This window comes from Phyllobacterium sp. CCNWLW109, from assembly GCF_037203905.1.
Classification (GTDB): domain Bacteria; phylum Pseudomonadota; class Alphaproteobacteria; order Rhizobiales; family Rhizobiaceae; genus Phyllobacterium; species Phyllobacterium ifriqiyense.
The window spans coordinates 261,937-275,053 of the sequence record NZ_JBBCBK010000001.1 but is presented as its reverse complement, the minus strand read 5'-3'; the positions used below and the strand labels follow the sequence as shown (position 1 = coordinate 275,053).

Genomic DNA, 13,117 nt, shown 5'->3' with positions numbered 1-13,117 from the left:
ACTGGATCGGTGCCTGACTTCCAGCATATCAGCGGGTCATGTGGGCACGGCCGATCCCAGCGAGAAATGGGGGATATCGATATAGCGCTGCTCGTTCCTGTGCTTTGACGGCGGCATACCGAATACCCGGCGATACTCGCGCGAGAACTGTGACGGACTTGCATAACCCACCTCAAAACCCGCGCTGGCTGCGTCGAAATTCTCAGTCAACATCAGGCGTCTGGCTTCTTGGAGCCGCAAGTGCGTTCTAAACTCGAGGGGGCTCATCAGCGTTATCGACTTAAAGTGCACGTGAAATGTCGACCTGCTCATATTTGCGACTTCTGCCGCATCTTCTACAGGGCAATTCTGCCGAAAGTGCTGTCGCATCCAGACGATGGCGCGGGCGATCTGCTTCAACTTACCCCCGGTATTAAGCAGTCCCCGGACCGGACCGCTGCTGGGTCCGCTCAATAATCGGTAAAGAATTTCGCGGGTCGCAAGTGGCGAGAGCGCTTGAATATCTTTTGGCGAGTCAAGTAATTTAAGAAGACGCCAGGCGGCGTTGAGGATGGCGGGATCTGTTTCGTGAAGAAGCAAGCCTGAAGACGAGTTGTCGAATTCCTCCTTCGGATACTGCGCAGCAAGTTCAGCAAGCTCCCCCATGTCGAGATCAAGTTGCATGCATAGATAAGGTTCGGTGACGCTCGCCTCGATTACGGCCCCCATCACAGGAAGATCAACAGTAGCAATCAAATAACGCGATTTGTCGTAAACATAAGTCCGAGAGCCAAGCATTGCTTGCTTGCGTCCTTGAGCAACAAAACACATGGTTGGCTTATAGACCACTGGCATTGGCAGAAAGGGCTCGGACCACCGGATCAAGGTGACACCAGGCAGTCCGCATTCATGAGTTCCATCGGATGGAGCATGTCGGTTTATGGCTTCAACAATAAGTGTGCGTTCGTACATTGTGCCTCCAAATAAGAATGCAGACCGCCGAAGGGACGGCCCGCGAAACGTTGGCAGCCCCTCAGTGGCAAAACATCCACTGTCGACATACCAATAGATTCAGATCTTCACCCTACTTCCCCACCATCAATCTTCACGAAGAGCGACGTACGAGCTGGGGACGGCCGATGAAAAGTACGTTTGTGCCAAAGACCTTGTCATTCCAGAGGACCGAAATGAAAGGAGTTCCCGCGTTTCTGAACACGTCCGACGCCAGGAAAATCAAGATGAGCCCCAGCCACATAGAAGTTTGGCTTAGATACACGATCCAGTATTCGCAGTCGGGTCTCCATGGCATTTCCTTGGTCACCATCGAGTTCCCAGGTTAACTCGGGCCGTGAGAATTGAGCCGAGGGGACATGGATGATATCTCCCCAAACCAGAAGCCTCTCCTCCCCTGCCTCTACCTCAAAAGCTGTATGGGCGATCGAGTGTCCGGCGGCCCGGACTGCAGTGATCCTGTCGCTGATCGGGAAATTATTGTCGATCGGTACGAGCCGCTCGCGAAACCGTGCAAGTCGATTGCTGGTATCAAATATTGGCGCTTCCTCTAGCCCAACGAAAATCCTTTCGGCCTTTGGGAACGCCCCGGAACCGTCGGGCGCCACCAAGCCGTTAACATGATCGGTATGAGTATGCGTCAACGCAATATTGGTAATTTTATCTCGCGACACATCCGCCGCGGCAAGCGCGTCGAGGAGCCTCCCCATGCTAGGTTCCCATGAATTGGATGCGCCCGTGTCTATAAGGAAATGAAGGTCCTGCTCAATAATGAGGTAGGCGTTGACTGAAAGTCTCAGCATACCATCCACCAATGGCACGGCGCTTGGCGGATGGTCGTATGCTTGCCCTCCACCCTGCCGCAACCGAGTAGGCGGCATGTCGACGTATCCGTCACGCAGGGCGATTAAGGTTAGGTCGCCAAATTTGTAGCGTACAAAATTGCGCCCCTTCGCCTCAACCTTGATTGCCTGACCTGTCCGGTCTTGGGTAAAGCCGGTGCGCGCCGCAGTGAGCGTGACTGCTGCTGCACCCACTCCTTTTAGGACTGATCGGCGAGCATATTTCGACACCATCATATTCATGAATCCCTCAGATCTAGTATTTGGCCTTTAGCGGGTCCTCACAACGCGCCTCTCAATCATCTCGCTCTCTTGAAATACGCGTGCTTTTCTGCTGCGCTTTCAAACATGTACGCAAAATGTTCAATTCAGGAAGACGGGGTAGGCAGAACAGCAAGCTCACTCAAATATTCCGCAATTGGCGACGTGAGTGACCGCTGATAAACTGTAGTTAGGACGACTTGCCAGTTTTCAGACTATCGTAATCATAGATCGTGATATTCGAATGCTCTAACAAGAATCCGAACTGAAAGACATTGAACGAGGGCCGTGTGCCGATTGGCCGCCTGCCACCTAAACCTGGAGCAGCATTTGGTCGCGTCAGTTCATGCTAACCGCTGCCCCTGCACAGCCCCTACAGGCGTGTCGAACGAGACTCATTCATTCAAAGTTGCGGAAAATCGAACCGCTCGTCGCTCCGACCTCGAACGGTCTTTATCGTCAGGGATTTTAGTTTCGGAGGAAGCGCCAACCTAATTGTAAGAGCGCCCATATCAGCCAGTCAATGCCAATCCGCCCCGACGCCCAATGCCGCTCTCGATTTCCGCGACCAGGCTGTCGAGAGCCGGATTTCTCGCCTTACGTGCTCGCCGGACCACGTAGGCCAAGGATGGCGGGACGGGCAAACGATCGGTGATTATTTGCATCTCCCCGCGGATATGGCGGTCACTCAACAACGCCACACCCATTGTCGCGTTCACGGCGGACACAATTCCGGCGGCACTTGAACACTCGAAGACGGTTTCGAGAACTGAATCTTCCTGGCCAATGTCAAGCGCCCATTGTCGATAGAAACATTCGTCATGGAATGACAAAAACGGGATCGGTTCACCCTGTCGCATCATCAGTTCGGGATGCTTCACCCAGTGAAGGCCTTCTCTGTAAAGTACCAGGTCGTTCGGCCGCACTTCGTGGCTAAAGACCTGTACGATGGCGGCATCAAGTTCGCCGCGTTCCAGCATGGCGCGGAGGACAAGACTCATACGGACTTTGGCTCGGACCACAACGTTTGGGTAAAGCCGTTTGAAGCGGCCAAAGATACGAGCGAGATCGGTGCAAGCGGTATCTTCTGTGAGCCCGAGCAGAAGTCTTCCGGCGAGGGGCGTTTTAGATAGGCTTAACAGTGCCTCGTCGTGCAGGCCCAAAATGCGCCCGGCGTAGTCCAGCAGATCCTCGCCGGCAGCCGTAAACATTGGTCCTTCCGATTTGCGTCCGAGCAGTTCACAATCGAGGCTGACTTCGAGCCGTTTGATTTTATGGCTAACGGCGGATTGGGAGAGCCCGAGTGCAGCGGCTGCTCGGGTAATGCCGCCATGTTGGCGGATCGCGGAAAGGGCCCGCAAAGCGTCGATTTCGAGGCGACGACTGTTTATCTCGTTCATGGTCATACCGTCTCATTGTCGTTAGTACGAGTCTACCACGGACCACCTCTATTATGACAACAATTTAACGAATGTCATGTTCTCATCGATATTTGTCATGTGTGATCCGTGCGCTTTGGCTTTACCCGTAGAGCCCGTGCCGCGTCACAGAGCTCAAATGACAGAACCGTTTCGTACTTCCACGATTGCCAAACGCCACCCTCTGCTGTGGCCATTTCTTGCCACGCTCCTCATCCTCGGATGGAGTTCAGGCTTTGTCGGCATCCGGTATGCCAACCAGGAGGCGAGCGTCATGCTTTTGCTCTTCTGGCGAACGTTGCTTTCAGGTCTGATTCTCCTCCCGTTTGCATTGGCATTCGGACCAAGGATATCGATGCGCGCCGTCAGAGATCAGGCGCTGTTCGGCGTCATGGCTGTCTTCCTCTACTTGGGCGGCTTCGCGCTCGCCATCGAGCAAAAAGTGCCAACAGGGCTTGTCGCCCTTATCTCTGACCTTCTTCCGCTTGCCATTGCTGCTCTTTCGCAACCCTTCCTTGGCGAGCGGCTGACGGCACGACAGTGGACAGGCACCGCGATTGCCGTTGCCGGTGTCTTGATCGTCTCCTTCGACAGTCTCAGCTTTGGCCCTGCTCCCGTCTGGGCATATGGTTTGACGGTCGGATCGATGCTGGTTTTCGCCGTCGCTTCGGTCCTCCACAGGAGACGAAAAACACAACATATGCCCGTTCATCAGAGCCTTTGCATCCAGACGCTAATGGGTTCGGTTTTGTTCGGACTGTGTGCTATGACACAGGGCAGCCTTGCTCCACCGATGACCCGAGATTTCGCAATCGGGATGGTCTGGCTCGTCCTGTTCGCGACGTTCCTCGCCTATGCGGTCTATTATACCAGTCTGCGACTGTTCCCTGTTGCCAAGGTCAGCGCAGCCATTTACCTCAGCCCACCTGTGACAATGCTGTGGGCATGGATTCTGTTTTCGGAGCCCCTGACTTACGTCATGTTCGCCGGACTGGCTGTGACCTTGGTCGGTGTATGGTTGACCTCACGGGGCTAACCAGTCCGCAATTGACTGCAAGCATGCAAAGTAAGGAGTCGTGTGGTGTCACCGCTGTCCCTTATAACGGTAGCGGCCGGAAATTTTAAAGGAAGCACCATACTGGGTGACTCTGTAAGGTGCCTGAAGACGAGTGAAAGCCGAGCGTAAAAAGCTGCGGGTCGCCGCCAATCGGTTCGTAACAATTGTACGACAGCTGCTCAGTTCGCGGAGCGGAGTTGCTGTCGGCTTCGAACTTCTCTAGATCCACATAATATCCAAGCAGTGACGTATTGTGGGCACATATAAGGTCTCGCCGAGAGAAGTTTTGCCACGACGGCTGCACTTTGATGGACGGATCATGCCCGGATGTTACGATCTGTATTTGCTGACCGTTGTTGCTCTCCTTCGCAAATATTCTTTTTGTGAGAATCGCTGCGACAGGGTGAGCCTGCCTTCGCGCAGTGCTCTAAACTTTCGACTTCCGTGACATGAAAGCCCAATACGATGAGCAAATGTCGAACGATCGTGCATGTTTTTAAGACAACAAGATTATCGCAGCCTTCCAGTATCGACTTCTCAATCAGGCGCTCGTTGTGCGGCTCGATGTGAGTGCTGCGAAGGATACCTTCAAACTTTTCGAGACGATCAACAACCGAGGACTTCGACTGAGCCCCACAGATTTGATTAAGAATTTCGTTCTCGGAAACGCGGCTCGTTTCGACAACATCCACCTCGATGATGCTAAGGCCGCTTGGTCAAAGCTGATGAATTATTTGGATGGAGCAGACTAAGATGCGTTCTTCCGGTACTTCTTGATCTCTCGCCTCGCCACGAGGCTGACAAAGAGCGACGTCGTTCGCGAGTTCCAGATGTACTTCATGAATACCGTCACTGAAGCCGAGAAACTGCCTGACCGGCACTGGTACGCCTATGAAGAAGAGATGGATGACGAGGATGCTGTCGCTGATGGAAGCAGTGTAGAAGAAGTTGGGGTAGAAACCGACCAGGCGATCGATACAAAAAACAGCTTTGAACGCTTTCTTTCCAGCATAGTCGATTCCGCGAAGGTTTACGGCGAGCTTGTGGCGCAGCGCACAGGCGACGCGAGGATTGATCGACACCTGCGAAACCTTCGGATGATCAAAGCGACTCAGGCCTACGGTTTTCTAATGCATCTTCGCACTAACGGTACCAAGCCAAAGGTGTTCATCGAAGTCCTTCAACTAACGGAGAATTTCATCCTCGTCGCCATGTTTGCCGAGAAAGGTCCAACGACACGGATCGTCTCTTTGCCAATCTGTGTGAAACGGACCCAAAAAATCCAATTCCAAATATCCTCGAAGCGTATCGCGAAGAGTGCCCGTCAGATGACAAGTTTCGAGAGGAATTCGCCACCGCAGCATTTACGCCAAACATCATGGATCGGGCAAGATATTGCTTGGAGCAACTTGAAATTGCAAAGCACGGCGAACACGCAGAACTGGGTGTACTCGGAACGGATTCTGTCCATGTCGAACACATAATTCCAAGGCGGATCAATACAAAGAAAAGCAGAGAAGAATTTGGTGACTGGCCGATCTATCTCGGGGAGAAAGCGAGAACGCAGCATCCAAAGCTGGTGCAGCGGATTGGAGATCTCACACTCTTTGCGGGTACCTTGAACATTGTCGCCTCGAACAATGCGCTTGGCATGAAAAAGGAAGGGTACAAGGCATCTTCGATATTGCTAACAAAAGAGCTTGCTCAAATGAGGGACTTCAAGTTTAGCCATCTCGAAGCCAGATCGAGGACTCTTGCCAGTCTCGCTGTCGAGCAATGGCCAGCTCCCTAAAATAGACCTTTTGCCACTACGGCCGAACGAAGCGGACAATTCTTATGAAACACCGGCCATTGGACGACTGGAACTTCAATCCGACTACGCGTACCTGACAAGCTCGTCACCATCATTCTCAGCGGTCGGAAGCAGAGCCCGATTGAGGGTCTCCCACCGTGGAATTGGGCGGCCTAATGTTATGTACTCAGGGTTTCTGTCGATCCAGACCAGACTTCCGTCGACCATGTTCAGCCGTCAGCGTCGCTTCATGGTAACCGGTGTTTTTACCCCCACGTTCTGTTTGATTTCCTGATCTGTCATTGAGAGGCATGAATGGATAGAACGGAGTTTCTCCATGGAGCCTCGAATGGAGTTTCTCACAACGGGTCAGAGTAAGCGTGCCGGTCATCGCCACTGGCCCTCTGATTTAAAAGCCGGATTGTCTCGGAGAGTTTACGGCCAGGTGTGACGGTCCAGGAAGTCGCAGATCGTTATGGGGTTCGGGCGAATTACCTGTCATCGTGGCGCACGCTGGCACGACAGGGCAAGCTTGTGTTGCCCTAGCCAGAGGACGAGACGGAATTTGCTGCAATCGTTGTCGGGACACCTGCCGTCAAGCCGTCAGCAGCGCCAGCCTCTCGTCGCTGCTCGGGAACAACATAGATCATATCCATGTAAGGGATTTTTCCCCAGAACCAACTGTACCGAAGAAAGCCAACCGGACCGTCGGCGCCCAAAGCGATGATGTACTCGCTATGGAAAATCCAGCGATCGATCCAAGTCGTATTAACGTGAGGATCATTCTCAACGAGCCACGCTTTATGCGTGCCGTCGGCAGTCGTTCCATAGACACGGCAACGTCGCGGCAATCAGCAACTTCCCCACCAAACGTTAAGAATTTTAAGCATCCTCAAGCAGGTTAAAACGGAATTTGCCGTCCTGATCGCGGCAAGGCTCGACAAGCGCCGACAGATCGCGGCGGAGCACGCCTGCCACCCTGCTTTGGCTTTGAGACCGACGCCGATGGGCAAGTTTGCTCATTCGTTTTCTCTTGGCTTGTGGTTGCGGCGGCGACACACGTCGCCACCGCAATCGTCTCGTCCAAAGGATTCGACCAAGCTAGGCGGCTGCGGCAGCTGCGGCTTTCTCAGGGTTGAACCCGTCGGCGCTTTCAAACACGTCCATGAAGCCGGGAATGGTTGCTTCGCGAGCCCAGTCACGCTGGAATTCGCAATACAACTGGACGCGGCTCGTCATTCTGCCGCCACCCTGCTCAATACGACGGAGCCCAGCTTCGTGAGCCGCGACAGACGTGCCGCCAACGGCGTCCACGGGAACATAAACCTCATACCCTTCAAGAAGGGCGTCGAGTGCGGGGAAGGCCAGGCAAACTTCAGTCCACAAAGCGGTAATGATGAGCTTGCGGCGCCCGAGCGCCTTGACCGCCTGCTTGAATTCGATGTCTTCCCAAGCGTTGACCGTAGTCCGGTCATAGGTCGGGAGGTGACCGAGGATGTCCTGAAGCTGCTGGATGGGCGGCTTGTTGAGGCCGGTTGAGACGTTCACCGTCGAGTGGATGATCGGGACGCCATAGTTGAGCGCTGCCTTGGCAACGCCCGTGATATTAAAGACGAGTTCATCACGCGGCATCGACCGAATCGAAGAGACCTGGACCGGCTGGTAGTCGATGATGAGAAGAGCTGAGTTCTCGGGCGTGATGAGATGGTCAGTCTGAGGGTTACGGATCGTCTCGCTTGTCATTGGTTGGTATCTTTCTTGGTTGGAATGGAAATCAAATCAGGCGGGCAGACTTCAGACGAAGTCGGTCCAACTCGAAATCAGGTATCGCGCGCCGCGCCGCACATTTGCTCGGTGAAGCCTCTGATCGCCGCGGGAATCGGGGGGTGCGCGGATCAAGTTCCAGCAGCGAGGCAAAGGCTGTCATGCCGCGTCCGCCGCACGGCGCAGCGCCAGGCTCGACAGGACGAGCCCCAAAACCCAGAACAGTGGGCCCGCGACGCCAGCCCACATCGGAACATGGCCCGGCATCAAGACGTAGAAGATGAAACCCAAGTCGGTCACGCTGACGACGACGAGGTTGATCCACCAGCCGCGAACGTCATTTCGCCAGTTCATCCCGACTGCGGCGACAAGGGCGATAATCGAGAACCACAGCAAGTTCCAGGCGTCCTGTAGAACGCGCCCTTGCGCCATGCCTTCGGGCATCGACTGACCGAACCGATAAACGGACCAGGATGCCTTAAAGTGCAGCAGCGCCCAGATAACGTAAGCCACAGCCCCCGCTTGGGCGAGCCGAGACGCGGGGCTAGCGACGACATTCGAATCTAGCATTCCGTCTTCCTTATGTGATCCTGAAATGCACTGAGGCGAACTTTTTGAGCGCCTCTAGGTATTTGGCCGGCGTGGTACGAACCTTCGGCTCGATCATACCGCCGGTTGGGATCGCGGCGTGGTTGGTTCGTCATCAGGTACATCTCCGTCGCAAGAATTCCGCCAAAATAGGCCGTTTATCGTTCTCGAAAAGCCACCATATGGAGCACATATTGTTCTTCTGGAGTGTACTTAGCTGTTGATTTTGGATCTACCTGCGTTCACAATGAAGACATGGCCGACCGGTTTGAAGATTTGCGAGTATTGGTTGCTGTCGTCTCGGCCGGCGGCTTTGCTCTGGGGGCGGAGCGCCTCGGCGTGGCCAAATCCGCGGTCAGCCGCCGCATCCGCGAGCTAGAGGATAGGCTGGGCGCAAGGCTTTTCGACCGTACGACGCGCCGTGTCCAACTCACTGAAGCTGGTCGTGGGTTCCATGATCGGGCGGTTGAGCTTCTAGCGGGGCTCGAAGAAGCGGAGGAAGCGGCTTCAAGCGCAAGCGGGGAACTAAAAGGGCGTATCCGTGTTGCCGCGCCGGTATCATTCACCACACACTGCTTGGCGCCGGCGGTAAGCCGGTTTCTAGAACGCCATCCTGCCGTCTCGTTGTCGATCGACACCGACGACCGTATGGTGGATCTTATACGCGATGGTTTTGATCTCGCTATCCGCATCGCGGATCTGCCTGATTCGTCACTCGTAGCGCGTCGGCTCGTTACCATTCGGCACGCGTGTGTTGCAAGTCCCGCGCTGCTTGAACGCTTCGGGACGCCGCAACGGCCTAGCGATCTTTTGCGCTTTCCCGGTGTTGTTTACTCGAACCGTGAGGAAGCCTCTTATTGGCGATTCGCACACAATGTCGTGCCGACCGTGACCAGCCAACTCGACTTCGCGAACGGCGATGCCGTGCGAGAAGCGGCAATTGCTGGCCTCGGCGTGGCGATGCTTCCGACATTCCTTGTCCACGATGCGGTCAGGCGCGGAGCGCTTTCGATCGTGCTTGCAGAGCACATGCGACCGCCCATCGCGATGTATGCGCTGCATCCATCGATGCGCAACCAAACCGCGCGCGCTCGCGCCTTCATTGACTTTCTGGTCGATACTTTCGGGGGAGAGCCTTTCTGGGATCGAGGGCTTCTCAGCGGCCGAGCTGCGGACCAGCCGCCGCAAATGCGCCAAGCGCCGTCGCTAAAATCGTCGGGTTAGCGCACGTCCAAGTTGCCCCCACTGTCTGCATCGCAATCCCGACGCTCGAAACGGTACTCGCGACCCAGAGCGCGGCACACGTCCGGTTCGCGAGTGGGGGCCGGAGACTAGTCTGCGCGCTCGCGGCGCGCCACTTCAGATCTCGACAAGCCCCTCGTCGCGCATCGCCCGCTCGACTCCGGCATCTGCGAGCATGCGCTCATGATGCGCCTTCACAGCAGGCCAATCGGCAAGTCCGCCTGGGAGCATAGAGGACGCCCAGCGGATCATCGGAACGGAGTAGACGTCGACATCGGTCCGGGTGTCGCCGACAATGTACGTACGGCCAATAAGGTGCGCTTCGAGCAAGTCAAGCCGCTTGCGAACAAGGGCGGTCCCCGCTGCGCGTACCTGCGCGAGAGAGCTCTCATCGTCTGCTGTCGTGTAGCGTTGGGGCATGAACACGGGGAAGAACGCAGGATGGACGTCGCCTGTAAAGAATGCCGACCAACGCCCGAGATGGGCCTTGTCCGAGCGGTGTCTCGTCGCCAGCCAGTGCTGCACTGGGGTTGGTGTGTGCCAGATAGGCGAGAATTGCCGAGCATTGCGTCAGCAAAGCGCCGTCACCTATATCGAACGCTGGCACCTGACTGGCTGGGTTAAGCGAGACCCAGCAGGTTATGGAAAATATGGTCACCGCAGACCGACGATGTTCGCAGAGGGACGTTGCAGCCTGTTGTTGAACTTCTTTAAGAATAGCGCTGGGGCTCCATATGGGACGCGCAGTGGCGTCCCTCGCGGGGACCCGCGTAAACGACATAAAACAGGAGAAGATTGCGGTAACATTGTTTGCGCCGAAAAACTCAGGGAACAGCCCGGGAGGCAGCGCGCGCCTGCATGTCATAGCTTGACGCTATGTTCTATCACGATTGAACGACTGCCTGCAGTCATCGCCTTGATTAGAGTCGAACCCAAAACCTACAGATTACTGCTGCGTACAAACAGGGAAGTTGTCAGCAACCCTTCCTTTGAAAATGCCGATAATAGACGAATTTCAAGCGTTTTCGATTGTAGCGCATGTGTCTACAATTCCCATTAAAGCCTTGTACTGAAATGATTATCCAATAACCGCGTGGTACTCAGTGCTGTACTGTGCTGCAGAACATTTGGCGCAATTCGCGTGGTATCTCAGCATTTTACAAACTGCCAAGCAGACTAAGGTTCAAGAATCTAAGCACGCGTGCTGATGCGGTGGCTGCTTTGCGCAACCCATCGACCGACGATCTAGGACGCCGTCGTTCGTTCACTCTACTCGGCAAAGCGTTCGACGAAGTTTCAGAAAGGATCAGGCTTATTGGCGACCGCCGGCTTCTCGCCGACGATGCGGTGCATCTTGCTGCCCACTTTCATCGCGAGGATTTGATAGAAGAAGACAATCTCCGACAAGTCGGTCTAGGAGAGCACGATGCGATCCCCTTTCGCGCAGTCATGCTCCCGGACCACTTCCTCGAAGCTGAGCTGCGATCCAAATCTTCCTCGTGCACATGGTGCTCGCGGTCTCGCCGAAGCACCATGCGGGCACCGTCGAGTTACTATCGACCATTCGCCGTTTGGTGACGATGCCGCTATCATGCGCCAGACAGTTTCGCGTGTTGCCCAGGCTACGTAGGTAGCAGGATTCATCGACATGTTCGGGCGATTACTGGCCGAGCATTGCGTAAAATTTCTCGTCGATCTTCATGTGTTTGCTAGGTTCGGCTTTCGTGGGCCGGGCAGGCTCCGAATCATCAGAAAATCATCAGTATCGGCGGGTGTTGAGCGCCGATACCACGTAGCGATGGTAGCTGGTCGATTTCTATCAGTCCTTGGCCGATTGCCCATTGCGTGAATTCAATTTGATACGCCTTTCGGTCGGCAGACGGTATCGGATCCGGCACTCCGACCCCAGAACGATAGGGTTCTTGAGGCTGATGGACTTGGGAGGGGGGATCTCCGAGGAATAAAACGGTATATAGTCTATTGTTTTCTTGATGATCACGTTCTAATTGCGAAGACCGCGGCTTGTGATTTGCGTTTGCGCGCATTCTGGTTGCGTTGAGATATTTAAGTTAAAACAAATAAACATTGCGCAGATAATCGCTTTCCTTTATTTAGATAATCCTGAGTAAATTGCATACGGTCCTGTTTGAAATGGGAACGTGTCGCGGAACAGATCCTTAATTGTTCGCGTTTACTCTTTTAGATACACAGGAGGCCAACATGGTTGCGCTTTTAAAAGATAACGGTGAATTTACGCCAATGCCGGTCGTTTGCGACACGGCAAAGTATGAGCAGTTGAAAGCTGAGATGGAAATCCCGGCTAAGCCTGTTGTTGCGTTGTTGAACCTTATCCAAGAAAATCGTGCGCGTTTCGTGACGGTTTACAAATAACCATTCGTGTCGCTTCTTTAAGTAAGTCGAATTAATTGCATGGAAGAACTTACAATTGAGCCCCTCGGTGATCATCCTCGAGGGGCTTTTTGCTGCGATCTCGACAAGATCGATAACTTTTTCAAAAATAATGCGCTTAAGAGCCATAACGCATATGGGCAGAGAATTTTCGTTGCCTGCAAAGCGGGCGATAAAACGCCCCTTGGCTTCTACGCTTTAACTTCGATGACCTTTCGTCCAGGCATGAATAAAGAAGCCGATAAAAAGTTTGGCCGATTTGATGCAATCCCCTCGGTATATCTCACGATGATTGCTCGTCACAAGGATGCTACAAAAGGAATTGGCACGCACTTGATGCTTGATGCGTTCAGACGCGCATTGCAAGTGCGCGAGCATATAGGCGTCTACGCGCTGACCCTTCATGCTTATAATGCGAAAGTTCAGGAACACTACGAAAAGCTAGGGTTTCAGGTTTTCGCTGATCCCGGCCAAGATCAAGAAGAATACAAGGCTATGTTCATACCACTTTCAGCAGTCGCCGCAACCTTTGCACAAGCAGGCTAGCAGCGATAATTATTGCCGGTATGTAGTCCACTTTCCGGCCCCGTTTCGGTCATTCAATTTTCGTCACTACAATCGCTCGAAAGACCATTTTAATCCCTCGCCCTGAACGGACCCGAACCTGCCACCCTGCAGTTAATTAGCTTTGCAGCGTTTTTCCTTTAGTTGGGCGACGCTTAGATCCCAAATGGCTCGAATGGGGCCGTCAGCA

General features: G+C 54.2%; 16 protein-coding genes. 7 read left to right on the top strand and 9 right to left on the bottom strand.

The window, feature by feature from the left end; translation table 11 throughout:
* Positions 1–36: 36 nt before the first annotated feature.
* The 3 genes from V9K92_RS01300 to V9K92_RS01290 form a co-directional block, all read right to left on the bottom strand.
* Positions 37–951 (bottom strand): AraC family transcriptional regulator, encoded by a 915-nt coding sequence (locus V9K92_RS01300; protein WP_337352968.1) that lies wholly within the window; start codon positions 949–951, stop codon positions 37–39.
* Between the two features lie 197 nt (positions 952–1,148).
* The gene (locus tag V9K92_RS01295) at positions 1,149–2,069 is read right to left on the bottom strand and encodes an MBL fold metallo-hydrolase (RefSeq protein ID WP_337352967.1); all 921 of its coding nucleotides are present in this window, start codon (positions 2,067–2,069) and stop codon (positions 1,149–1,151) included.
* A 536-nt stretch (positions 2,070–2,605) separates the two neighbouring features.
* Positions 2,606–3,493 carry a LysR family transcriptional regulator gene (locus tag V9K92_RS01290; RefSeq protein WP_337352966.1) on the bottom strand — a complete coding sequence of 296 codons (888 nt, stop codon included), beginning with the start codon at positions 3,491–3,493 and terminating at the stop codon, positions 2,606–2,608.
* 157 nt (positions 3,494–3,650) lie between these two features.
* On the opposite strand from V9K92_RS01290, the gene V9K92_RS01285 reads away from it, so the two are divergent.
* A complete protein-coding gene (locus V9K92_RS01285) occupies positions 3,651–4,547 on the top strand; it encodes a DMT family transporter (RefSeq protein ID WP_337352965.1) in 897 nt (298 codons plus the stop codon).
* A gap of 338 nt (positions 4,548–4,885) precedes the next feature.
* Here the strand turns inward: V9K92_RS01285 and V9K92_RS01280 are convergent, their stop codons facing one another.
* Positions 4,886–5,260 (bottom strand): hypothetical protein, encoded by a 375-nt coding sequence (locus V9K92_RS01280; RefSeq protein WP_337352964.1) that lies wholly within the window; start codon positions 5,258–5,260, stop codon positions 4,886–4,888.
* 147 nt (positions 5,261–5,407) lie between these two features.
* On the opposite strand from V9K92_RS01280, the gene V9K92_RS01275 reads away from it, so the two are divergent.
* The 3 genes from V9K92_RS01275 to V9K92_RS01270 all read left to right on the top strand — a co-directional run bounded on the left by V9K92_RS01275 (position 5,408) and on the right by V9K92_RS01270 (position 6,906).
* Positions 5,408–6,052 (top strand): hypothetical protein, encoded by a 645-nt coding sequence (locus tag V9K92_RS01275; RefSeq protein WP_337352963.1) that lies wholly within the window; start codon positions 5,408–5,410, stop codon positions 6,050–6,052.
* On the top strand, positions 5,947–6,360 hold the full coding sequence (locus V9K92_RS22775) for an HNH endonuclease family protein (RefSeq protein WP_443094419.1): 414 nt from the start codon (positions 5,947–5,949) through the stop codon (positions 6,358–6,360). The genes V9K92_RS01275 and V9K92_RS22775 overlap by 106 nt, the downstream gene beginning before the upstream one ends.
* Before the next feature lie 420 nt (positions 6,361–6,780).
* Positions 6,781–6,906 (top strand): transposase, encoded by a 126-nt coding sequence (locus V9K92_RS01270; protein ID WP_443094433.1) that lies wholly within the window; start codon positions 6,781–6,783, stop codon positions 6,904–6,906.
* On the opposite strand, the gene V9K92_RS01265 is transcribed toward V9K92_RS01270, so the two are convergent.
* From V9K92_RS01265 to V9K92_RS01250, 4 genes are all read right to left on the bottom strand, one after another.
* The gene (locus tag V9K92_RS01265) at positions 6,903–7,211 is read right to left on the bottom strand and encodes a hypothetical protein (RefSeq protein ID WP_337352961.1); all 309 of its coding nucleotides are present in this window, start codon (positions 7,209–7,211) and stop codon (positions 6,903–6,905) included. The genes V9K92_RS01270 and V9K92_RS01265 overlap by 4 nt on opposite strands.
* Positions 7,212–7,242: 31 nt before the next feature.
* Positions 7,243–7,383, bottom strand: coding sequence for a hypothetical protein (locus tag V9K92_RS01260; protein WP_337352960.1), 141 nt, complete (start codon positions 7,381–7,383; stop codon positions 7,243–7,245).
* 78 nt (positions 7,384–7,461) lie between these two features.
* Positions 7,462–8,103, bottom strand: coding sequence for a hydrolase (locus V9K92_RS01255; RefSeq protein ID WP_337352959.1), 642 nt, complete (start codon positions 8,101–8,103; stop codon positions 7,462–7,464).
* A gap of 180 nt (positions 8,104–8,283) precedes the next feature.
* Positions 8,284–8,694 (bottom strand): hypothetical protein, encoded by a 411-nt coding sequence (locus tag V9K92_RS01250; RefSeq protein ID WP_337352958.1) that lies wholly within the window; start codon positions 8,692–8,694, stop codon positions 8,284–8,286.
* 273 nt (positions 8,695–8,967) lie between these two features.
* Here V9K92_RS01250 and V9K92_RS01245 point away from each other — a divergent pair, with 273 nt between their 5' ends.
* Complete coding sequence (locus V9K92_RS01245; protein ID WP_337352957.1) at positions 8,968–9,936, top strand: LysR family transcriptional regulator; 969 nt, start codon at positions 8,968–8,970, stop codon at positions 9,934–9,936.
* A 135-nt stretch (positions 9,937–10,071) separates the two neighbouring features.
* Here V9K92_RS01245 and V9K92_RS01240 read toward each other — a convergent pair whose 3' ends face one another.
* Positions 10,072–10,479, bottom strand: coding sequence for a glutathione binding-like protein (locus V9K92_RS01240; protein WP_337352956.1), 408 nt, complete (start codon positions 10,477–10,479; stop codon positions 10,072–10,074).
* A 1,695-nt stretch (positions 10,480–12,174) separates the two neighbouring features.
* Between V9K92_RS01240 and V9K92_RS01235 the strand changes: the two genes are divergently transcribed.
* Together V9K92_RS01235 and V9K92_RS01230 are read left to right on the top strand one after the other, a co-directional pair.
* On the top strand, positions 12,175–12,345 hold the full coding sequence (locus V9K92_RS01235) for a hypothetical protein (protein ID WP_337352955.1): 171 nt from the start codon (positions 12,175–12,177) through the stop codon (positions 12,343–12,345).
* A 39-nt stretch (positions 12,346–12,384) separates the two neighbouring features.
* Positions 12,385–12,909 carry a hypothetical protein gene (locus V9K92_RS01230; protein WP_337352954.1) on the top strand — a complete coding sequence of 175 codons (525 nt, stop codon included), beginning with the start codon at positions 12,385–12,387 and terminating at the stop codon, positions 12,907–12,909.
* Positions 12,910–13,117: the final 208 nt, after the last annotated feature.